The organism is Amycolatopsis sp. NPDC031561 (assembly GCF_055580625.1).
This window is the reverse complement of record NZ_JBVILA010000030.1, coordinates 70,217-91,503: the sequence shown is the minus strand read 5'-3', so window position 1 is coordinate 91,503 and position 21,287 is coordinate 70,217. Positions and strand designations below refer to the sequence as shown.

The following is a 21,287-nucleotide window of genomic DNA, read 5'->3' as shown; positions in this document are numbered from 1 at the left end:
ATGACCGTCGTCGACAAGATCGCGCCGGAAGGGAGGGAGGCCGGGGTGCGCACGTCGCCCCGGCCGACCCTCCGGCACCGGCTGAGCCGGTGGGACGTCAAGGTCTCGCCGTACCTCTACATCGCCCCGTTCTTCCTCGTGTTCGGGATCGTCGGGCTGTTCCCGCTGCTCTATACGGCGTACGTGTCGCTGTTCAGCTGGGAGGCGGGTGACGACGCCCCGGACTTCATCGGGCTGGACAACTTCAAGGAGCTGTTCGCCGACACGCAGTTCTGGAACGCGCTCGAGAACACCGTCAGCATCTTCCTGCTCTCCAGCGTTCCCCAGCTGATCATCGCGGTGCTCCTGGCCGCGTTGCTCAGCGCCAGGCTGCGCGGGGCGACCGGCTGGCGCGTCGGCGTCCTGCTCCCCTACGCCGCCAGTCTCGTCGCGCTCGGGATCATCTTCGCGAACCTGTTCGGGCCGAAGTACGGCCTGGTCAACGGGCTGCTGCAGACCATCGGCCTCGACCCGGTCGACTGGCAGGCAGGCCGGTTCAGCAGCCATGCCGCGATCGCGATCATGGTGAACTGGCGCTGGACCGGGTACAACGCGCTGATCGTCCTCGCGGCGATGCAGGCCATTCCCAAGGAACTGCACGAAGCCGCCCTCATCGACGGCGCGGGCGCGGCACGCCGGTTCTTCAGCATCACGCTGCCGCTGCTGAAGCCGACGCTGATCTTCGTCACGATCACCTCGACGATCGGCGGGCTGCAGATCTTCACCGAGCCCAAGCTGTTCGACGCCATGCCCGGGTCGAACAACGGCGGCTCGTCCAACCAGTTCCAGACCGTGACGCTGTACCTGTACCAAACGGCCTTCGAAAACTACGAACTCGGCTACGCCTCGGCGATCGCGTGGGTGCTGTTCGTGATCATCGTGCTGATCGCGCTGGTGAACTTCTTCCTCACCGGCAGGCTCGCCCGGACTCCGGCGGTGAAGAAGAAATGACCGTGCTCACCAGCAGTGTCAAGCAAAGTGGTCTCAAGCGCAGCGTTTCGGCACTGGGCAAACCGCGTCGGGCGACCTACGTCGTGCTCACGATCTTCGTCCTGGGCTCGCTCTTCCCGTTCTACTGGTCGTTCCTGGTGGCCAGCCGGGACAGCGGGATGCTCACCGAGCGGGTCCCACCCTTCCTGCCCGGCGGGAACTTCTTCGCCAACGCGGCCAGGGTGTTCGACACGGTGCCGTTCTGGAAGGCGCTCGCGAACAGCCTGATCGTGTCCGGCACGGTCACCCTCACCACCGTGCTGTTCTCGTCACTGGCCGGGTTCGCGTTCGCCAAACTGCGGTTCCGCGGCCGGAACGGGTTGTTCGTGTTCATCGTCATCACCCTCGCCGTCCCGACCCAGCTCGGCATCATCCCGCTGTTCATGGCGATGTCGGAGTTCGGCTGGGCGGGCGGGCTGCAGTCGGTGATCGTGCCGAACCTGGTGACCGCGTTCGGTGTCTTCTGGATGCGTCAGTACACAGTGGACGCGGTGCCGTACGAACTGATCGAGGCGGCGCGGGTCGACGGCTGCAGCATGATCCGGATCTTCTGGAACGTCTGCCTGCCCGCGGTCCGCCCGGCGGCGGCGATCCTGGCGATGTTCACGTTCATGACGTCGTGGAACGACTTCCTCTGGCCGCTCGTGGTGCTGGACGCCGGCAACCCGACCGTCCAGCTGGCACTGGAGAAGCTGCAGAGCGGTTACTACGTCGACTACTCGCTGGTGCTGGCCGGGACCACCCTGGCCACCATCCCGATCCTCATCGTCTTCCTCCTCCTCGGCCGCCAGATCGTGGCCGGGATCATGCAAGGTGCCGTGAAAGGGTGACCATGTCCGCTCATCCCGACAGTGTCCGGGCGAAGACCGCGCTGCTGTTCCCGCCCGGATTCGTGTGGGGCGCCGCCACCGCCGCCTTCCAGGTCGAAGGGGCAACGGCCGCCGACGGGCGTACCGACTCGATCTGGGACGTCTTCGCCCGCCGCCCCGGCGCCGTCGTCGGCGGCGACACCGGCGAACCGGGGGCCGATCACTACCGTCGTTACACCGAAGACGTCGACCTGATGCGGCGGCTCGGGCTCGGCGCGTACCGGTTCTCCCTGTCGTGGCCGCGGATCCGCCCCGACGGTGGCGAGCCGAATCCGCGCGGGCTCGCGTTCTACGACCGGCTCGTCGACAGGCTTCTCGAGGCCGGGATCCAGCCCTGGGCGACGCTGTATCACTGGGATCTCCCCCAGGCGCTGGAAGACGAGGGCGGCTGGGCCTCGCGCGACACCGCGTTCCGGTTCGCCGAGTACGCCGAAACGGTCGTGGCGCGGCTGGGCGACAGGGTGGCGAACTGGTCCACCCTGAACGAGCCGTGGTGTGCCGCGATGCTGGGTTACGCGAGCGGGATCCACGCTCCCGGGCGACGCGAACCCCGCGCCGCCGTCGCCGCCGCGCACCATCTCCTGCTGGGTCACGGGCTCGCGATGGACGTCCTGCGGCGGCACGCCCCGGCGGCGTCCTCGGGGATCACGCTGAACCTGTACCCGGTGTCGACGACCGATCCGTCGTCCACTGTGGACATCGAAGCCGCCCGCCGGGTCGACGGCCTGCAGAACCGGCTCTTCCTGGACCCGGTGCTGCGGGGCTCCTACCCCGCCGATCTGGTGACCGACCTGGCCCCGCTCGGGTTCGAGGACCTGGTGCGCGAGGGCGATCTGGCCACGATCGCGGCGCCGATCGACTGGCTGGGCATCAACTACTACCGCGGTTACCAGGTCTCGGGCACCCCCAGACCCGGCAGCGAACCGGCGGGCCCCGACTGGCTCGGCGTCCCCGACGTCCATTTCGTCCCCGACGAAGCGGCGCCGCGCACCGACTCGGGCTGGGAGGTGCAGCCATCGCGGCTCACCGAATGTCTGCTGCAGGTGCATCGCGATTATCGGCCGATCCCGTTGTACATCACCGAAAACGGCGCGTCCTATCCGGACGCGCTGATCGGCGGGGACATCGCGGACACCGACCGGATCGCCTTCCTCGACTCGCATCTGCGCGCCGCGTACGAGGCGATCGAGGCCGGCGTCGACCTGCGCGGGTACTTCTACTGGTCGTTGCTCGACAACTTCGAGTGGGCCGAGGGGTACGCCAAGCGGTTCGGCCTCGTGCACGTCGACTACGCGACCCAGCGGCGGACGCCGAAGCAAAGCGCGCTCTGGTACGCGCGGGCGATCAGTCTCAACGGGCTGGGCTGACGCCTGCCGGTCGGAGCCCGGGCGGGCTCCGACCGGTTTTGTTATGGTGGAGGCGCAGCTGATCAACGAGCATGGAGACCAGACGTGGCAGGTGAAGACGACATCTCCGGGTGAGCCGGAGTTGCCAGGCCACCGGCGCTGACGCCGATGTGGCCATTTCGTCGTTCCCTCAAAGCCACGTCCACCGCGGGTGCTGCTTCGGTGTGCCCGCTGTCCTTCACGAGGTCATTTCCATGTCAGACGCCTTCGTCGTCGTGTCCGCGCTGTCCTTCACCTGGCCGGATGACACCCCTGTTTTCGACGACCTGTCCTTCACCGTGCCCGGGGGCCGCACCGGCCTCGTCGCGCCCAACGGGGCGGGTAAGAGCACGCTCCTCAAACTGATCGCCGGCGAGCTGCGGCCGGTCTCCGGATCCGTCTCCGCCCAGGGAATCCTCGGCTACCTGCCGCAGTCGTTGCCGCTCACCGCCGACCTGGACGTCGCCGAAGTGCTGGGCATCGCACCGCAGCTCGCGGCCCTGAGCGCCATCGAGTCCGGCGACGCGAGCGAGGAGCACTTCACCACCATCGGCAACGACTGGGACATCGAGGAACGCACCCGCGCCCAGCTCGACAGGCTCGGCCTCGACGGCATCTCGCTGGACCGGAGCCTGCACACGCTGAGCGGCGGGCAGATCATCTCCCTCGGCCTGGCGGCGCAATTGCTGAAACGGCCCGACATCCTGCTGCTGGACGAACCGACCAACAACCTCGACCTCGACGCCCGACGCAAGCTCTACAGCGTGCTCGAAGACTGGTCGGGCTGTCTACTGCTGGTGAGTCACGACCGGGAACTGCTCGACCGGATGGACCGGATCGCCGAACTCGACCGCGGCGATCTCCGTTACCACGGCGGGAACTTCACCCAGTACGAAGCGGCGGTCAAGGCCGAGCAGGAGGTCGCCGAACGCAACGTCCGCAGCGCCGAACAGCAGGTCAAACGCGAGAAGCGGGAGATGCAGCAGGCCAGGGAACGCGCCGACCGCCGGGCCGGCAACGCGGCCCGCAACCTCGGCAACGCCGGCCTGCCGAAGATCTTCGCCGGGACCATGAAACGCAACGCACAGGAATCCGCGGGCAAGGCGAACGAGACGCACGCCGCGCGGGTCAGCGACGCGAAGAACCGCCTCGACGAGGCCGAGCGCTCCCTTCGCGACGATCAGAAGATCTCGCTGATCCTCCCCGGCACCAACGTCCCGGCCGGGCGCACGATGTTCCACGGCGAGCACCTCCAAGTCCGGTACGACGGCCGGAACGTCTTCGCGGGCGACGGGGTCGACCTGACGATCCGCGGCCCCGAACGGATCGCGCTGACCGGCGGCAACGGCACCGGCAAATCGACGCTCCTGCGGGTCCTCAACGGAGACCTGGAGCCCGACAGCGGCGTCCTGAAGCGGGCCGAGGGCCGGATCGCGTACCTGTCGCAACGACTCGACCTGCTGGACCTGGACCGGACCATCGCCGAGAACTTCGCGGCGTTCGCGCCCGGCCTCCCCGAATCGCAACGGATGACGCTGCTGGCCCGGTTCCTGTTCCGGGGCGCACGGAGCCAGCTCCCCGTCGGCGTGCTTTCCGGCGGCGAGCGGCTGCGAGCCACCCTTGCCTGCGTCCTGTTCGCCGAGCCCGCGCCTCAGCTGCTTTTGCTGGACGAGCCGACGAACAATCTCGACCTGGTCAGCGTCGGGCAGTTGGAGAGCGCGCTCGGGGCGTATCAGGGGGCTTTCGTGGTCGTGAGTCACGATGAGCGGTTCCTGACCGAGATCAAGGTGGATCGGCGGGTTCGGTTGGCCGATGGGGTTCTTGTGGAGTCTTGACGGGAGTTTCTTTGGTCGCCGTGGGTCGGGTGGGGTGGGGGGGGGGGGGGTTTTTTTCCCCCCCCCCCCCCCCCCCCCCCCCCCCCCCCCCCCCCCCACTTCGGCCACTACTCATTGAGTTTCCCTCACTAACAACTATCACCCGTCAGTGGTGAATGCGCGAGTTGTCTGTTGCTTAAAATTACGAACACTTGTTCGATAGATTGCGGTATTCTTGTGGGGTGTCCGAGACCTTCCTTCCCGAGTTGCCGCAGGAGTTGTGGCGCGCTGGCAAGCTGGAGCTTGCCCATGGCGTGCATCAGTTCTTGCAGGTGATGCGGGTCGCCTCCGCCGGTTTAGGGCAGTACCTGGCGGAGGTCGAGGCTCGTGGCGCGAAAGACCTGTTCGGGTATGGGACGACGGTGGCGTGGTTCGCTGATGTCGCGGGGCTGACTCAGGGCGAAGCGCGGCCGTATGTGAAACGCGCAATCGATCTGAATCCAACGCGCGCCCTGGACGGCACCGAGATCCCGGCTTTCGCGCCCGCCACCAGTATGGCTGCGGCGGAAGGTGCGATCGGTGAGGAACGGATCAAGCAGATCGTGGAGATCCTGCGGAAGATCCCGGCTGGGGTGTCTGTGGAGGATCGGGAACACGCGGAGACAACCCTCGCCGACCTCGCCCGGAAGGCGGGACCGCAGCAGGTGTCGGATCTCGGAGACCAACTGCTGGGCTGGCTCGACCCCGACGGCAAAGAACCAAAGGATCCCGAACCCGCCCAACCCCGCCGGGAACTCACCCTGGAACGCCGCAAAGACGGCTACTGGAAACTGAACGGCCTGCTGGATGACGAGACCGGTGCCCGCACCGCCGCCGCCCTCGACGCTCACGCCGCACCCCGCCCGATCGACGAGTTCGGTCAGGCCGATCTACGCACGAAGGCCGAGCGCCAGGGCGACGCCTGGGCCGAGCTCGTGGACTTGGCGATCGCGTGCCCGGATCAACCGGGGACCAGCGGCTACCGCACCCTGATCCACGTCACCATCGACCTCGACGAACTGAAAACGGGACTCGGTACGGCGTGCGTGGACTTCGTCGGAACCATGACGGCCCGCGAAGCGCGGATGGCGGCTTGCGATTGCCTCATGCTCCCGGTGGTGATGAACGCAGCCGGGGAACCCCTCGACGTAGGACGGCTGAGACGGTTCGTCACCCCCGGCCAGCGTCGCGCGCTCAATATCCGTGACCGGGGGTGTGCGTTCCCGGGGTGTCATCGCAGGCCGAAGAACTGTCATGCCCATCACATTCATCACTGGGCAGACGGAGGACCCACCGATCTCCGGAACTTGGTGCTGCTGTGCGGTTTCCATCACCGCCTGATCCACCACGGCGACTGGGAAGTTCGGATGGCGGCTGACGGGCTACCGGAGTTCATTCCCCCGCAGTATTTGGATCCGCTACGACGATCCCGGCGTAATACCCGCGTGTGAGCCGAGGAGCCCGCCAGCCACACCGGCGACGGGCCCCTCGGCATGCCCACACCACCCAAACCCCTGTTACCCGGTCGAGCCCCACGTCTGGCCAGCACGAGGACGGCGCTTCAGCGGTCGCCAACACTGCCCCGTGCCGACGGCGGGTGAATCAGGACCGCGGGTAAGTGAAGGCCCCCTTCCCTGCGTCTAGCGCAATGAAGGGGGCCTTCACTTACCTGAGGCGACCAGGCGCCGAAGCGGGTGGGTCGTCGAGCCACTGCCCTGATTCCCGCGCCTGCGCATCAGATGAGAGATCCGCGACTACATCCACGAAGCCTTCCTCACCATCATCTGCCGGCGCCGACTCAAAACCCACTCATTCAAAAGAAAAGGTCCCGCTTCCGCTCAGCGAAGGCCTGGGGGTTACCTGCGAGCGGAAGCGGGAGCTAAAGGCCGATACGGTGGGCCGCCTCTCGGCGAGTGGCACGACACGGCTCCGGCCGAACCGGTATTCCGTGAAGGCGGAGGTTGAGGCCCGGGGGCACCATCCGTACCGACACTCTCTATAACGCACCACCGGCCGAAATGTTCCCCTGCACCAAGCCCCGGCACCTGTGACCCCCGTCAACACACGAATGCGCGAATAACCAAAAAGACCCGCTCCCGCTCAGCGAAGGCCTGGGGGTTACCTGCGAGCGGAAGCGGGAGCTAAAGGCCGATACGGTGGGCCGCCTCTCGGCGAGTGGCACAACATGGCTCCGGCCGAACCGGTATTCCATGAAGGCGGAGGTTGAGGCCCGGGGGCACCATCCGTACCGACACCCTCTACAACGCACACAACCGCCACATGTTCCCGAGCACCGAAGTGACGCGCGTCAACACACGAACGCGGTAACGCTCAGCAGGGCGGCGGAACCTGCTCCACCAGTTCGTCCGGGGCGGACAGCCGCCAAGCTTCGTAGACGAGTTCGGTCAGCTCGTCGGCCTCGATGCCGTCGAGCTGGACCACCACCCAGCCGAAGCCCCCGGCGGTGAACTGCACTTCGAAGACTTCCGGCCGCTCGGCCACGAGCGCCTCTTGCTCGGACAGCGTCTGCTTCAGGCCGACGGTCTGGGTCCGCGGCCAGTAGTACCCGAACCGCTTGCCACGAACGCTGTACGACTCCCACTCGGTCGCGTCGGAACGCTGGACGTCCGCGAGCGCCTCCAGCATCCGGTGGAACTCGTCACTCCGCACACTCACCTGAAACCCCCCAAACTCGGCGGCCACAGTCTAGGCGAACCCACCGACAAGACCGGAAGCCCGGCCTGACAGTCCGAAGTGGACAGACACTCGACGCCACCCGCCGGGGGCGGTAGATTCGCGTCGAGTCCACTCGACCCGGGGAGCTGAGGAATGGACCGACCGGTCACGGCGGCGGAACTGTTCGACGCCATCGGTTCCGCCTACGAGGACGCCTTCGGGCGGGCTCCGGTAGTCGACAAGGCGGTGCGGCAACTGCTGGCCGCGCTGCCGCCGTCGTCGAGGGTGCTCGACATCGGCAGCGGAACGGGCAGGCCGGTCGCCGAGGAGCTGTCCGCCGCCGGACATCGGGTGACCGGGCTCGACGTGTCGCCGGTGATGATCGGCCTCGCGCGCGAGCAGGTTCCCGCCGCCACCTTCGTCCACGCTGACGTGCGCGAATGGACCTCGCCGCCCGGGTCATGGGAGGCGGTCTGCGCCTTCTTCCCGTTCCTGCAGATGCCGCGCAAGGACACCGAAGCCGTGCTCGCGCAGGTCGCGCGCTGGCTGGTGCCCGGCGGCCTGTTCGCGCTGGTCACCGTGCCGCGCGACGCCGAGGACGTGCCGGCGGAGTTCTTCGGCCGCACCTTCCTCGAGACCAGTTTCGCGCCGGACGACCTCGTCCGCCGGGTCGGGGCGGCCGGGCTCGAGGTCACCGGGACGCACTCGGAGCTCTTCGCCGCGGACGAGCCGGGGACACCGCCGGAGGAACACCTGCTGATCACGGCCCGCCGACCCGGCTAGCGTTGCGTTCATGCCGGTCATCAGTGTGATCACCCCGGTCCACCCGCCGAGTCTTCCGTACCTGTCCGAGGCGTACGAGTCCCTCGCCTCGCAGGAACTCCCGCCGGGCTGGACCTGGGAATGGCTGGTGCAGGAGGACGGCGAGACCGGCCTGCTCGACGACGTCCTCCCCGCCGACGGACGCGTACTTCCCGGTTCGGGGCGCCGTGGCGGCCCTGGGGTGGCGAGGATGCTGGCGTTGTCCCGCGCCGCCGGGGAGCTGATCAAAGCGCTCGACGCGGACGACGTCCTGGCGCCCGGCGCGCTCGCGCGCGACATCGCGGCGCTGGAGGATCCCGCGATCGGCTGGACGACCTGCCGGGTCCTCGACCTCTTCCCGGACGGGACCACGGCCGGCGTCGACAGCGATCCCGAGGAGGGACCGATCGAACGCGGCGCGATCCTCCGGTACTGGCGGTGCAACGGCTACGTGTCGTCGGTGGTGGCCGGGACGTTGTGCATCCGCCGTGAACTGCTGCTGGACCTCGGCGGCTGGATGGCGCTGCCCGCTTCGGAGGACACCGGGCTGATCCTCGCCGCGAACGCCTCTTCCGACGGATACTTCGTGGCCACCTGCGGCATGTACTACCGGAAGTGGCCGGGGCAGGTCACCGCGTCCGCCGCGCACAACGACGACTCGGAACGGCTCGCGCGGATGAAACTGATCGAGGAACGCGCCGAGGTCATGCTGGCACGTCGACGAGGTCGAGCAGCGCCTTCGCACACAGGTCGCGGGTCTGGTCCCGGGTCAGCCCGCGGTACTTGAGCCAGTCGAGGCAGACGGCGACGACGAACGCCAGCCAGCCTCGGACGATCACCCTCAGGGTCTCCGGCGGCTCGCCGTCCGGGCACAGGACCGCCAGGATCCGGCGGCCCTGTTCGGCGAAGTTGTTGTCCAGGATCTCCCGGACGTCCTCGACCGCGATGGCCGTGCCCGCGTGCAGTGCCCGGTAGCCGTCCTCGTTGGCGTCGACGTAGCGGAGATACGCGTCGAGCCCGGCCATCAGCTGCTCCGCGACCGGCAGCGTGGGATCGGTCCTGGTCATCGCGAGCAGGCGTTCACCCTCGGCCTTGATGACCTCGGTGACGAAGTCCCGTTTCGTCGGGAAGTAGTGGTAGAGCAGCCCTCGCGACACCTCGGCGATGTCCGCGACCTGCTCGATCCACACGTCGTCGTACGGCCGCTCAGCGAACAGGCGGGCGCCGATCCTCAGCAACTGTTCCCGCCGCTCGGCGGTGCTCAGCCTGCTGCGGGGCCTTCCGGGAGAACTCGGCGCCATTCGGTCATCGTACTTACTTGACACGAGTTCAGTACCACGCCACTCTCGCTATTGGATGTCGATTCAACAGTGCTCACCTGGAGGGGCCCGATGGCCACCGCACTCCCCCATCCCCCGCGCCGGATCCCGCTGATCGGCGACGTGCTCGGCGTTTCACCGAAGACCCCGGTCCAGGACTCGATGCGGCATGCCGCCGAGCTGGGCCCCGTCTTCGAACGCAAGGTGTTCGGGCGCCGGATCGTGTTCGTCCACGGCGCGGAGATGGTCGCCGACCTCTCCGACGAGAAGCGGTTCGCGAAACACGTCACGCCCGCGATCTCGAACCTGCGGCCGCTCGGCGGCGACGGACTGTTCACCGCGCACAACGAAGAGCCGAACTGGCGGCGCGCGCACGAGATCCTCGCGCCGGCGTTCAGCCGCAACGCCATGCAGCGCTACCACCCGACGATGCTGGCGATCACCCGTGAGCTGATGGACGCCTGGGACCGGGGCGGCGAGGTCGACGTCGCGGACGACATGACGAAGCTGACGCTGGAGACCATCGGGCGGACGGGGTTCGGCTACAGCTTCTCGTCGTTCGAACGGGCCGAACCGCATCCGTTCGTCGCCGCGATGGTCCGCACGCTGCGGCACGCACAGCGGATGGCGCTCCAGCCGCCCGTCATCGGCCCGCTCCTCAGCCGCAAGGCGAACCGGCGCAACGAAGCCGACCTCGCCTTCCTCCACTCCGTCGTCGACGAGGTCGTCGAAGCACGCCGGGGCGACACGAGCACCGAAGACCTGCTCGGACTCATGCTGAACACCACGCAGCCGAGCACCGGCGAGGCGCTGGACGAGGTCAACATCCGGAACCAGATCATCACTTTCCTGGTGGCCGGGCACGAGACCACCTCGGGCGCGCTGTCGTTCGCCTTGTACTACCTCGCCCGGAATCCGGACGTCCTCGCCCGCGCACAGTCCGAAGTGGACAAGGTCTGGGGCGAGAATCCGGATCCGTCCTACGAGGAGGTCGTCAAGCTCCGCTACGTCCGGCGAGTGCTCGACGAGGCACTGCGGCTCTGGCCGACAGCGCCCGCGTTCGCGCGCCAAGCCCAAGTGGACACCGTCGTCGGCGGCTCCTACCAGCTACGGAAGGGCGAGTGGGCGCTCGTCCTCATCCCGTCGCTGCACCGTGATCCCGTCTGGGGAGACGACCCCGAATCGTTCGACCCCGACCGCTTCGCCCCGGATCGCAACCGTGCCCGACCGGCGCACGTCTACAAGCCGTTCGGCACCGGTGAGCGGGCCTGTATCGGGCGGCAGTTCGCCCTGCACGAGGCGACACTGGTCCTCGGCATGCTGCTGAGCCGCTACGACCTGCGCGGCGACCCGTCCTACCGCCTGAAGGTGCAGGAGCTGCTGACGCTGAAGCCCGAGGGGTTCAAGCTCGACGTCTCCCTCCGCGATCGCGCGACGGTGGGAATGACCGCCTAAGCGCCTCGATTCCGCGCGCGAGAAGGTCACGCTCCAGCTCACGGCGCGGATCGAGGTAGCGGCTGTGAAGGCTCTTGGCCGTCTCCGGGTTGTGCTGCGCCTCGGCGATGAGGGCGAGCAGGACCTTGCCCGCCGGGTCGCGGGTGACGAACCGGGCGAAGCCGCGGAAATAGCCGCGGATGCCGTCCTCTGTGGACTTGTCCACAGAGGACGGGGAAGCGCTTTTCGCTGTCTTCGATGAGCGTGTCGAGCAGGATCTCGACCTTCGAGGGCCACCAGCGGTAGATCGTCCGCTTGGCGACGCCCGCCCGGCGCGCGATCGCCTCGATGGTCAGCCGGGCGAAGCCGTGCTCGACGAGCAGGTCGTCCGCGGCATGGAGCACGGCGAGGCGGGCGGCCTCGTCGCGCTGATTGCCGGAGCGCGCTAGACAAATCCTCGAACCTCAAGGAGTTTCGTGTCCGACATCTCCGATCGGCAAGCCCTCGTCATCGGCGCCTCCCGTGGACACCGAGCTGGACCTGCTCTTCGTCAACGCCGCGATCGATCGCGGGAATCTGCCGATCACCGAGGTCGTACCCGGTGACACCGTCGCGGTCATGTCCTCCAGGCAGGGCAGCGTCTCCCTGAACACCCGGCCGGGCTTCGAGCTGTACAAGGCCAGCAAGGCCGCGCTCAACCAGACGCCGCTCGACGGCCCCGGCGCTCCCCTCTCCCCCGCGGAGAGCATGCCGACCGTCCTCGAGGCTCAAGCGGGCGCGAAAGGGTTGCAGTTCCTCGATCTCCACGGCGAAGTCGTTCCTTGGTAGGGCCCGGTCACATCTTCCTCCCGGGATCCGTCAGTGCGGTGAAAGCAAGACGGACACCCTGGAGGAGAAGCTCATGGAAGCACGGATCCCGAACCCGGCACTGGCGAACCCCGCCACGTTGAAGGCCCTGATCGCGCTGGCGGAGTCGACCGGCGACACCGGCGTCCCGAACACCACGCACTACCTCATGCACGTCCGCGCGAGCCAGATCAACGGGTGCAGCGGCTGCCTGGAGATGCACACCAAGGAACTGCGCAAGGCGGGCGAGTCCGACGAGCGGATCTTCACCGTCGCCGCATGGCGTGACACGGCCTACTTCACCGACGCCGAACGCGCGGCGCTCGCGCTGGCCGAGGCCATCACGCGAATCGCGGACCGGGCCGACCCGGTCGACGACGAGGTCTGGGCGGAAGCGGCCCGTCACTACGACGAAAAGCAGCTCTCGAGCCTGGTCCTGTCCACCGCCTCCATCAACACCTGGAACCGGCTCAACGTCGCCACCCGGCAGGTCGCCGGCGCCGCCTGACCGGCTTATCTGGCCTGCCGCAGTTCCACGCAGCACTCGGCCGCGCCGGGGACGAGGACCGCTTCCACGTTCCCGGCGCGCACGCCGGTCAGGAAACCGGCCAGGAAGGCCCGGTTGAGCCCACAGACCAGCTCCGGCGCCTCGGCGGCCAGCGGGTGGAACGGGCAGTTCCGCAGCCGGACGCAGGTGCTGGCGTCCCGGCTCGGCTCGAAGCCGTAGCGGCGAAGCACCCCTTCGGCCACGGTGAGCGCGCGTTCCACGCCGAGCCTGCCCGGCCGGGTCCGTGCGCGTTCCTCTTCGCCCGCCGCGAAACCACGCTCCCCCGCGACCCGCAGGACGGCGTCCCGCGCGGTCTCGCCGGTTCCTTCGGCGAGTACGGCCTCGGCGAGGATGCCCGCCAGGATCTCGTGCCGCCGCGCGGGAAGCTGCACCTGGATGGCCTCGTCGACGGGTTCGTAAACCTTGGGCCTGCGCCCGACCTTGACCACCGGGCCCGCCGCGAAGCCGAACTTGAGCAACCCCGCCGCCACGAGTTTGTCGAGGTGGAAGGCGGCGAGCTTCCGGGAGATCCCGACCGCGGCCGCCGCCTCGTCCCGCGTCACCGGACGCCGCGCGCCCCGGGTGTAGGCGTACATGCCCCGGCGGAGGTCGTCGTCGAGCGCCGCCACCGCGGCGATGGAAGGGGCGTCGAGGCCGTCCGGATCGGACACTGTCACGTACACCACGATATCGCCCATCTCAACCGGCGGAACATCCTGAACTGCGGATCTACCATGTAGGCTGAACCGGCGAGCGATAAAAAGCCCAAAAATCTTAGTCGAATTGCTCTGGGGATCGCGGTCAGCCTAGGAGGCCTTATGTCCACTCCAGCCTTGCGTGTCGTGCACGAACCCGGGCCGGGGCCGGACCTGGCGGCCGCCGAGGCCGCGGCCGCCGATTTCCTCACCGCACTGGGTATTCCGCTGGACTCCGAGAGCCTCCGCGGCACCCCGGGCCGGATGGCCCGCGCGTACGCCGAACTGTTCGCCCCGCGGTCGTTCGACCTCACGACCTTCCCCAACGACGAGGGCTACGACGAACTCGTCCTCGCCAGGGGGATTCCGGTCCGCTCCGTCTGCGAACACCACCTGCTGCCGTTCGTCGGGGTCGCGCACGTCGGCTATCTGCCCGGCGATCGCATCCTCGGCCTGTCCAAACTGGCCAGGATCGTCGAGCACTTCGCCTGCCGGCCGCAGGTTCAGGAACGGCTCACGAAACAGGTCGCCGACTGGCTCGACGAGCAGCTCGAGCCGCGCGGTGTCGGCGTCGTGATCGAGGCGGAGCACTCGTGCATGACCTTGCGCGGTGTCCAGGCCGCCGGTTCGAGCACCGTCACCTCCACCCTGCTCGGCACCTTGCGCGAAGACGCCCGTTCACGCCAGGAGTTCTTCGCCCTCACCGGCATCAACGGCTGACAGCGGGCTCTTCCGCGTAGGCCGCGGAGACGACCTCGCGGTCGAAAACCCGCCAAGTGAGCGCGGAAATGACCATCGCCACCACGAAGCCCACCCAGTAGGGCGTCGTCAGGCCGAACTCGGAAGCCACCACACCGCCGAGCAGCGCACCGAAGCAGGTCCCGCCCGCGACGATGAACAAGCTGGTACTTCCGACGCGGCCGAGCATCTCCGGCGGGGTGAGCCGCTGACGCAGAGAACTGCCGACGATGCCCCACAGCGCGCCGTGCACCCCGAACAGGAACAACGTCACCCCGACCACCGGCGCGCTCGTGCTCGTCGCGAGCACCAGCTGGGTCGCGGCCTCGACCAGCAGCCCGATCCTCAACGTCCAGGTCGGCGTGCACCAGGCGATCAGCCGGTCGCCCGCGACCGAGCCGAGCAGCCCGCCCACCGCCATGCAGGTGAAGAGCAAGCCGTACCCGACGGCCCCCAGCTGAAGCCGCTCCTTGGCCAGCAGCACCAGTATCGAGGTGGCCGCCACGAGCGTCACGTTCAGCAGGCCGATCAGCCCGACCATGGTCCGCAGCAGGCGCTGGCCCGCGAGCCAGCGGAACCCTTCGGCCACCTCCGCCCGGATCGAACGTCGCTTCACCGGCTCACCGGGGCCGTCGTCGGCCCGTGGCCGGTAGGCGCCCGCGATCAGTCCGAGCAGAAGAGCACTGACCGCGTACGTCCCGGCGTTGACGTAGAACGGGATGCTCGCCGCGACACCGAACAGGAGCCCGCTCAGCGGCCCGGAGAGCATGCCGTGGGTCAACGTCGTCCCGGCATACAGCCGCCCGTTCGCCCGCTCCAGCAACGCCTTCGGGACGATCGAGGGCAGCATGGCCCCGCTCGCCGTCCGGAACACGACCTCACCCGAGTTGATCACGAAGAGGACGGCGTACACCAGCGCGACACTGGCGTTCCCCGTCGTGATCGCGACCGCCAGCAGGGCGACGGCGGGGACGCGGATCCAGTCGAGCGTGATCATCAATTTCCGCCGGTCCACCCTGTCGACCAGCACCCCGCCCGGCAGCGAGAAGAGCAGCCAAGGCAGCCACGCCACCGCGAACCCGCCCGAGACCACGAGCGGATCGTCGGTGCGGGACGCGATCAGCAACGGTGCCGCCACCGTCGCGAGACCGCTGCCCAGCGCGGATGTCGCGCTCGCCGCCCAGAGTTTCCCGTACCGACCGTCCAGCCGCTCCCCCGTCATGGAATCCAACGTAGCGAGCGGTGACCGAGCGGAGGCGGAGTTTCACCCACAGCTGATCGGCGGACCTCTAGACTGCCCTTCCGTTCGGCCTTGGGAGGGGACCACGGATGGTGCTGGTGCGCGACGTCGATCCATCGCTTTTGCTGATGATCAAAGAACCGGACGCGAAACTGGGATCTTATCTGCCTCGGGACATCGACGGGCAGCTCGTCAGAGCACTTGCGACCGCACAGTTCACGCTCATCGTCCACGCGGTCTACTCGGGGGCGAGGCGATCGGCCTGGGAAGCCCTGACAGTGCACTACCCCGGTGCGGAACTGATCATCGATCCGGAGATCGAAGACCTCGTCACGGAGCGAGGCGACCTAACGGCGATCATGTGGCTCGACCGAACACTGCCCCAGACCCTCGGACGCGACCCTGCCGCGGTGGCCAAATGGCTGGAAGAGCACCCCCGGCGCCGAATTCTCGGCCTCGTCGGCGACAGCCAGTACGAACACCCGGGATTGCGTGCGGCGATCGACGACCTCCGCCCGACGGTTCTTCACATCGGCCCGGATCTCTCCGAACAGGAACAGTCGAGCGCCGCGGCGAGGTTCCCTGGAGTGGGCCCCATCCGCACGATCGACGAGCTCGCCGTCGCCCAAGTCCCTTTCGCCCACATGAGGTACGTGCCGGATCCCTTCGCCGCCCACGTCGCCGACTACCGGCCCGACACCGACGACGGCGTCGACCGCCTCGGCATCGGCCCCGACGTGCGCATGCTCGCGGACCTGGTCGTCTCCAGGATGATCACCCCTCCCCTGTCGATCGGTCTTTTCGGCAGCTGGGGTTCCGGCAAGAGCTTCTTCATGCGCCAGATGCAGCTGCGCGTCCGCGAACTCGCCGATTCCGCGCAGGAGGCCGAAACTGTGGCCGGCGCGCACGGGAAGACCGTGTCGTCCTACTGTTCGAGCGTCCGCCAGATCAGCTTCAACGCCTGGCATTACAGCGAAGCGAACCTTCTCGCCAGTCTGGCCACCCACATCTTCGACAATCTCGCCGCGAGTGGCGCCGAGAACGACCTCCAGCGTCAGGCCGACGCGCTCGCCGAACGCCGCAAGACCGAGAAGACCCTCCTCGGCAGGCTCAGCGCGGTCCGCCTCGAACGCAGAACCCTGACCGCCCAGCAGAAACAAGCGAAGCGAAGACGACGGAAGCCGCGTGACTACGTCCGCGCGGTCTTCGACAGCCTGACCGACGCGGACAAGGCCTGGATCGCGTCCCGGCTCGGCGTCGAACGGCCGACCGCCGAGGATCTCGAGCGCCTGGCGCAGGAGACCGGCGGACTGCGTTCGGACGTCGCCGAATTCTGGCGACGGCTGCGGCAGGATCCGGTTCCGCTGCTGATCCTGATCGGCGGGCTGGTGACGGTCCTGGTCGTCACGTTGCTCGTCGGCCGGTCGCAGGTTTCGGGCGTGCTCGGCGGGCTCACCCTGGTGAGTTCCGCGCTGACCGTCGTCCTGCGGATGCGCGCCAGCGCCGGCCGGATCCACGAGGCGCTCGGCAAACTCGGCGGTCCGTCCGAAGAGGACGAAGAGACCGAGCGGCGCCTGGCCGAGCTGGACGCGGAATCCGACAGGCTCGAAAAGGCGGTCACCGAACTCGCGCCGGGGCTGGACCTGGTGTCGTTCGCCGAGTCCCGGGTTTCGGACTACGTCGAACATCTGGGCGTGGTCTCGTTGCTGCGCAAGGATCTCGAGACGTTCGCGACCATGCTCGCCGAGGTCCCGCACGGTTCCGGGAAGATCGAACGGACCGTGCTCTACATCGACGACCTCGACCGCTGCCCGCCCAAGGTCGTCGTCCAGGTCCTCGAAGCCATCCATCTCCTGCTGGCGCTGCCGGTGTTCGTCGTCGTGGTGGGCGTCGACTCCCGGTGGCTGAAGAGAGCCGTCGAACAGCACTACGAAGAGATGCTCGGCGACGATCCGGAAACCTTCGCCGAGAACTATCTCGAAAAGATCTTCCAGGTGCCGTTCACGTTGTCCCCCATGGACGATCCAGGGTTCGCGGGGCTCGTGCGCGGGCTCGCCGCCACCGAGGGTCAGGACGCCACGCCGGTGCCCAGGCCCGCCGAAGCGGATCAGGCCACCGAATCCCGCTCTCCGGCCGCGTCCGGGCACGCTCCTCTTCCCGAGGAAGCACCGGAACCGTCGTCCGCACAGTCCACAATAGACCTTCGACCTCCTCGGCTGGTGATCTCACTGGCGGAGCTGGACTTCCTGGCGACGCTGGCCCCGCTCGTCCGGTCACCGCGGGCCGCGAAGCGACTCCTGAACCTCTACCGGCTGCTGCGGGCGCGGCTGGCCGGCGAGGACTTGGCCGAGTTCCTCGCCGACGGCGACCGCGAGGCACCGTTTCGCGCGGTGCTGGTCCTTCTCTCCGTGCTCGTCGGGTATCCGGAGGTGGCGTCCTGGTTCTTCGCCGCCCTCGCCGGGCTGGACGTCGACGACAGCGCGCTCGAGATCGTGTCGTCACTGAACGACCACGAACTGCGGCCGAAGGTCGAACGTGGCCTCGTCGGCGGCTCGTGGCCGGAGCTGGCCGTGTCCTATCAGCGCTGGTTGCCGTTGGTGAACCGGTTCTCGTTCGCCCGCGACGACTGATCCCGCGACCGCTCGATGTCCGGACCCCGGTAGAGCTCCTCCGGGATCCGCGCCAGCGTCGAGGGATGGACCTGCGGGCCGAGGCCGTAGAGCTTCTGGAAGCTCATGATCAGCGGCCGCCACCGGTCGGGGTCGATCCGGTCGTCGGTGCCCGGCATCCGCACCTCGTCGTGGACGTGGACGCGCTGCACGCGGACCTCGAACACGAGGACACCGCCGCGTTGCGCCGCGTCGTCCTCGGCGAGAGGGTGGACCGCTTCGACGACGGCCTCCATCGTCACCGGGCATTCCGCCACCCGCGGCGGCCGGACCGTCTCCGAGGCGACCGGGGTCAGGCCCGCCCTGCCGAACTTGTCCGCTTCGTGCCGGTAGCCGCGCTGGTACTTGCGGGCCGGAACGGGATCCGACCCGGTGGTCAGGGCGAGCTTGTCGACCGCGGCCGCCAGATCGTCGGAAGGGAGATTCAGAACACATTCACGGTTGCGCATGAGATTCTGCGCGGTCTTGGATTTCGCGCCCAGTCCGAGCATCCCCCGCCATCCGAGCCAGAACGCCGACGACATCGGGGCCAGGTTCGGGGAACCCGCCTGGTCGACGGTCGAAAGAAGCACCACAGGGGTGCCGAAGTAGAGGATGCCGGGCTCAATACGGGTGTGCGCGGTCTCGGCCGCTGACGTCGTAACTGTCACATCCGTCAGCTTCTCCGCCTCACGCAACGGAGGCTGGCGTGAATCGGACGTCGCGATCAACACCGTCGGCGGACGGCTTGGCGCCGCCGGAACGCTTACCCTGTCCGTGATGGTTCCCTTGGGCGGACGCGAACCCGGGGTCGTTCGGAGTATTGCGTTCGGCCGATTGCTGGTAGGTTCGCCGAACTCGAAGACGAAGGAGGCGCCGGCAGCTGCCCGGTCAACACCCGAACGCGCGTGGTGAGGCGAATCGCATGCGAGACGATGTGGTCCAGGCGAGCTCGATTCTCGGGCATTCTCCCGGCCAGGTTTGGGAAGTCATCGGCGATCCCGAGTCCTACTCGAGGTTCGTCGCCGAGATCAGCTGGTGCGAGGTTCGGCAGTCCGCCGAACGCGGACGCGGTCCGAAGTGCCTCATCCGCCTGGAGCCGCGGGCGGGAAAGCTCGTCGTCGGAGAAATCGAAGCCAGGGTCTGGCGACCGGGTGAGCACGTCGTCTGGTGCGGCGTCGAAGACAACGGCAACTGGGTCTCGGTCGAGCTGAGGCAGGCTCCCGACAACGGCACGGAACTCGTCGCGCAGCTGATGCTTCCGGCCCGGCACGCGCATCTCGTGTCCGCCGCGTCGTTCAAACGCTCCGTCCGCGCGGTGGCCCGGCGGATCGATCTGCACCTTTCGGGCCGGGCGGCGTCACCGCAGGAAGAACCGGCGCACACCAAGGCGACCACGCTGCACACGGCGAGCACGCTGATCAAGGCCGGGGTGCTCGCGGCCGCGCGGCCGGACAAGATCGCCAAGCAACTCACGTCGCTTTCGCAGTGGGGTGCCACCGTCGCGGGCGGCTACACGGCGAACGCGGCCCGTGTGCCCGAAGAAGTCGCGCTGCACGACGAGCGCAATGTCCGGACGTTCAAGCAGGCGGCCGATCGCAGCAACCAGCTCGCGAACGCGCTCGCGGCGCGCGGAGTCCGTTCCCGCGACCGGATCGCCTTGTTGTGCCGCAACCACGCCACGATGGTCGAGTCGCTGATCGCGTGCAGCAAACTCGGCGTGGACGCGATCCTGCTCAACACCGGGCTTTCCGCCGGCGCGGTCGCGGACGTCATCGGCCTGCACAAACCGGTCGCGGTACTCGCCGACGACGAGTTCTCGCGGGTCATCGCCGACATCCCCGGCGATTTCCTGCGGCTGTCCACCTGGCCGGAAACCGAGAACGGCTACCCGACGATCGATCAGCTGATCGCGGGGGTGCCCGCCACGAAACTCAAACCGGTGGACCGGATCGGCAGGCTCGTCGTCCTCACGTCGGGCACGTCGGGAACCCCCAAAAGCGCACGCCGCCCGACCCCGAAAGGGCTCGCGACGTCGGCCGCCATGCTGGACCGCATCCCGCTCCACTCCGGCGACCGTTTCGTGGTGGCCGCGCCGTTGTTCCACAGCTGGGGTCTCGCCGGGATGCAGATCGGGATGGCCGTGCGAGCGTCGATGTCACTCGTCCGCCGGTTCGACGCCGAAGAGATCTTGAGGACCATCGCCGAACATCGCTGCGGTGTGCTGTTCGCCGTCCCGATCATGTTGCAGCGCATCCTCGACCTGCCCGAACGGGTTCGCGCCCGCTACGACCTGTCGTCACTGCGCATCGTCGCGAGCAGTGGATCCGCGCTGCCGGGGCCGATCGTCACCGAGTTCATGGACACCTTCGGTGACGTGCTCTACAACTTTTACGGCTCCACCGAGGTTTCGTGGGCCAGCATCGCCACCCCCGAGGACCTCCGCGCCGCGCCGACCACCGCCGGACGCTGCCCGCCGGGCACCCGCGTCGCCATCCTCGACGACGACCACAACCGGGTCCCGCCGGGCTGGGAGGGACAGATCTTCGTCGGCAACGACATGCTTTTCGAGGGCTACACCGACGGCGCCAGCGTGCCGCGCGCGGAAGAACTGATGGCGACCGGCGACGTCGGCTACCAGGACGCCTCCGGACGTCTCTTCGTCACCGGCCGGGCGGACGAGATGATCGTGTCCGGCGGGGAGAACGTGTCCCCTCGCCCGGTCGAAGAGGCCATCGTCGCGCTGCCCGGCGTCCACGAAGCGGCCGTGATCGGTGTGCCGGATCGCGAGTTCGGGCAACGGTTCGCGGCCTACATCGTCCCGAAACGCGGCGCCAGGATGAGCGCGGAAGACGTCCGCGCGTACATCCACCGGAGGCTGGCGCGCTTCGCGGTGCCGCGGGATGTGTACTTCGTGGAGGAGCTCCCCCGGAACGCGACCGGAAAGGTGCTCAAGCGGCTGCTGAAGGACGAGACCTGGCCGATCGACCAGTAACGTCCTTTGTGGACTGGGCCTCGTGAGCGGTAAGGACGGTTCTATTGAGGGGTAAGGCAAAGGTGGCGTCTTCGTGGGCGGATCGGTAGTGGGCTGAAGGCTCCTATGCCGCGTCCGATTCCGAGCGGCCGTGGGGGGGGGGGGAGAGGGGGGGAGGGGGGGGGGGGGGGGGGGGGGGGGGGGGGGGGGGGGGGGGGGGGGGGGGGGGGAGT

19 protein-coding genes and 1 pseudogene are annotated in these 21,287 nt (G+C 68.1%); 13 read left to right on the top strand and 7 right to left on the bottom strand.

The features are described 5' to 3' along the window. The 5 genes from ACZ5IK_RS39070 (at position 1) to ACZ5IK_RS39050 (ending at position 6,587) form a co-directional block, all read left to right on the top strand. Positions 1–990: a carbohydrate ABC transporter permease gene (locus ACZ5IK_RS39070; protein WP_465492278.1), complete on the top strand. Its 990-nt coding sequence runs from the start codon at positions 1–3 to the stop codon at positions 988–990. Next, positions 987–1,859 carry a carbohydrate ABC transporter permease gene (locus tag ACZ5IK_RS39065; protein WP_465492277.1) on the top strand — a complete coding sequence of 291 codons (873 nt, stop codon included), beginning with the start codon at positions 987–989 and terminating at the stop codon, positions 1,857–1,859. The genes ACZ5IK_RS39070 and ACZ5IK_RS39065 overlap by 4 nt, the downstream gene beginning before the upstream one ends. Continuing rightward, entirely contained in the window at positions 1,856–3,265 is a 1,410-nt protein-coding gene (locus ACZ5IK_RS39060) for a GH1 family beta-glucosidase (protein WP_465492276.1), read from the top strand. Before ACZ5IK_RS39065 ends, ACZ5IK_RS39060 begins: the two co-directional genes overlap by 4 nt. A gap of 233 nt (positions 3,266–3,498) precedes the next feature. Beyond that, the gene (gene abc-f, locus ACZ5IK_RS39055) at positions 3,499–5,118 is read left to right on the top strand and encodes a ribosomal protection-like ABC-F family protein (protein ID WP_465492275.1); all 1,620 of its coding nucleotides are present in this window, start codon (positions 3,499–3,501) and stop codon (positions 5,116–5,118) included. A gap of 221 nt (positions 5,119–5,339) precedes the next feature. Continuing rightward, positions 5,340–6,587 (top strand): HNH endonuclease signature motif containing protein, encoded by a 1,248-nt coding sequence (locus ACZ5IK_RS39050; RefSeq protein WP_465492274.1) that lies wholly within the window; start codon positions 5,340–5,342, stop codon positions 6,585–6,587. Between the two features lie 880 nt (positions 6,588–7,467). Here the strand turns inward: ACZ5IK_RS39050 and ACZ5IK_RS39045 are convergent. After that, on the bottom strand, positions 7,468–7,812 hold the full coding sequence (locus ACZ5IK_RS39045) for an MmcQ/YjbR family DNA-binding protein (protein ID WP_465492273.1): 345 nt from the start codon (positions 7,810–7,812) through the stop codon (positions 7,468–7,470). A gap of 153 nt (positions 7,813–7,965) precedes the next feature. Between ACZ5IK_RS39045 and ACZ5IK_RS39040 the strand changes: the two genes are divergently transcribed. Both ACZ5IK_RS39040 and ACZ5IK_RS39035 read left to right on the top strand, forming a co-directional pair. Further along, positions 7,966–8,595 carry a class I SAM-dependent DNA methyltransferase gene (locus tag ACZ5IK_RS39040; RefSeq protein WP_465492272.1) on the top strand — a complete coding sequence of 210 codons (630 nt, stop codon included), beginning with the start codon at positions 7,966–7,968 and terminating at the stop codon, positions 8,593–8,595. 10 nt (positions 8,596–8,605) lie between these two features. Next, positions 8,606–9,400: a glycosyltransferase gene (locus tag ACZ5IK_RS39035; protein ID WP_465492271.1), complete on the top strand. Its 795-nt coding sequence runs from the start codon at positions 8,606–8,608 to the stop codon at positions 9,398–9,400. On the opposite strand, the gene ACZ5IK_RS39030 is transcribed toward ACZ5IK_RS39035, so the two are convergent. After that, on the bottom strand, positions 9,318–9,914 hold the full coding sequence (locus ACZ5IK_RS39030) for a TetR/AcrR family transcriptional regulator (RefSeq protein WP_465492270.1): 597 nt from the start codon (positions 9,912–9,914) through the stop codon (positions 9,318–9,320). The two genes, ACZ5IK_RS39035 and ACZ5IK_RS39030, sit on opposite strands and share 83 nt — an antisense overlap. 90 nt (positions 9,915–10,004) lie before the next feature. Between ACZ5IK_RS39030 and ACZ5IK_RS39025 the strand changes: the two genes are divergently transcribed. Further along, positions 10,005–11,387 (top strand): cytochrome P450, encoded by a 1,383-nt coding sequence (locus tag ACZ5IK_RS39025; RefSeq protein ID WP_465492269.1) that lies wholly within the window; start codon positions 10,005–10,007, stop codon positions 11,385–11,387. On the opposite strand, the gene ACZ5IK_RS39020 is transcribed toward ACZ5IK_RS39025, so the two are convergent. Both ACZ5IK_RS39020 and ACZ5IK_RS39015 read right to left on the bottom strand, forming a co-directional pair. Further along, on the bottom strand, positions 11,335–11,592 hold the full coding sequence (locus ACZ5IK_RS39020) for a TetR-like C-terminal domain-containing protein (RefSeq protein WP_465492268.1): 258 nt from the start codon (positions 11,590–11,592) through the stop codon (positions 11,335–11,337). The two genes, ACZ5IK_RS39025 and ACZ5IK_RS39020, sit on opposite strands and share 53 nt — an antisense overlap. A 103-nt stretch (positions 11,593–11,695) precedes the next feature. Continuing rightward, positions 11,696–11,770 (bottom strand): annotated as a pseudogene (locus ACZ5IK_RS39015) (TetR family transcriptional regulator); the annotation flags it as partial. A 118-nt stretch (positions 11,771–11,888) separates the two neighbouring features. On the opposite strand from ACZ5IK_RS39015, the gene ACZ5IK_RS39010 reads away from it, so the two are divergent. Together ACZ5IK_RS39010 and ACZ5IK_RS39005 are read left to right on the top strand one after the other, a co-directional pair. Next, on the top strand, positions 11,889–12,194 hold the full coding sequence (locus ACZ5IK_RS39010) for a Rossmann-fold NAD(P)-binding domain-containing protein (RefSeq protein ID WP_465492267.1): 306 nt from the start codon (positions 11,889–11,891) through the stop codon (positions 12,192–12,194). Between the two features lie 73 nt (positions 12,195–12,267). Beyond that, positions 12,268–12,720, top strand: coding sequence for a carboxymuconolactone decarboxylase family protein (locus ACZ5IK_RS39005; protein WP_465492266.1), 453 nt, complete (start codon positions 12,268–12,270; stop codon positions 12,718–12,720). A gap of 5 nt (positions 12,721–12,725) precedes the next feature. Here ACZ5IK_RS39005 and ACZ5IK_RS39000 read toward each other — a convergent pair whose 3' ends face one another. Further along, complete coding sequence (locus ACZ5IK_RS39000; RefSeq protein ID WP_465492265.1) at positions 12,726–13,457, bottom strand: helix-turn-helix transcriptional regulator; 732 nt, start codon at positions 13,455–13,457, stop codon at positions 12,726–12,728. Between the two features lie 120 nt (positions 13,458–13,577). Here ACZ5IK_RS39000 and folE point away from each other — a divergent pair, with 120 nt between their 5' ends. Continuing rightward, positions 13,578–14,174 (top strand): GTP cyclohydrolase I FolE, encoded by a 597-nt coding sequence (gene folE, locus ACZ5IK_RS38995; protein ID WP_465492264.1) that lies wholly within the window; start codon positions 13,578–13,580, stop codon positions 14,172–14,174. On the opposite strand, the gene ACZ5IK_RS38990 is transcribed toward folE, so the two are convergent. Further along, positions 14,164–15,414 carry an MFS transporter gene (locus ACZ5IK_RS38990; protein WP_465492263.1) on the bottom strand — a complete coding sequence of 417 codons (1,251 nt, stop codon included), beginning with the start codon at positions 15,412–15,414 and terminating at the stop codon, positions 14,164–14,166. The two genes, folE and ACZ5IK_RS38990, sit on opposite strands and share 11 nt — an antisense overlap. Positions 15,415–15,521: 107 nt before the next feature. Here ACZ5IK_RS38990 and ACZ5IK_RS38985 point away from each other — a divergent pair, with 107 nt between their 5' ends. Next, on the top strand, positions 15,522–18,062 hold the full coding sequence (locus ACZ5IK_RS38985; RefSeq protein ID WP_465492262.1) for a P-loop NTPase fold protein: 2,541 nt from the start codon (positions 15,522–15,524) through the stop codon (positions 18,060–18,062). Here the strand turns inward: ACZ5IK_RS38985 and ACZ5IK_RS38980 are convergent. Then, the gene (locus ACZ5IK_RS38980) at positions 18,011–18,751 is read right to left on the bottom strand and encodes a flavin reductase family protein (RefSeq protein ID WP_465492261.1); all 741 of its coding nucleotides are present in this window, start codon (positions 18,749–18,751) and stop codon (positions 18,011–18,013) included. The two genes, ACZ5IK_RS38985 and ACZ5IK_RS38980, sit on opposite strands and share 52 nt — an antisense overlap. Positions 18,752–19,005: 254 nt before the next feature. Here ACZ5IK_RS38980 and ACZ5IK_RS38975 point away from each other — a divergent pair, with 254 nt between their 5' ends. Next, positions 19,006–21,075 (top strand): AMP-binding protein, encoded by a 2,070-nt coding sequence (locus ACZ5IK_RS38975; protein ID WP_465492260.1) that lies wholly within the window; start codon positions 19,006–19,008, stop codon positions 21,073–21,075. Positions 21,076–21,287: the final 212 nt, after the last annotated feature.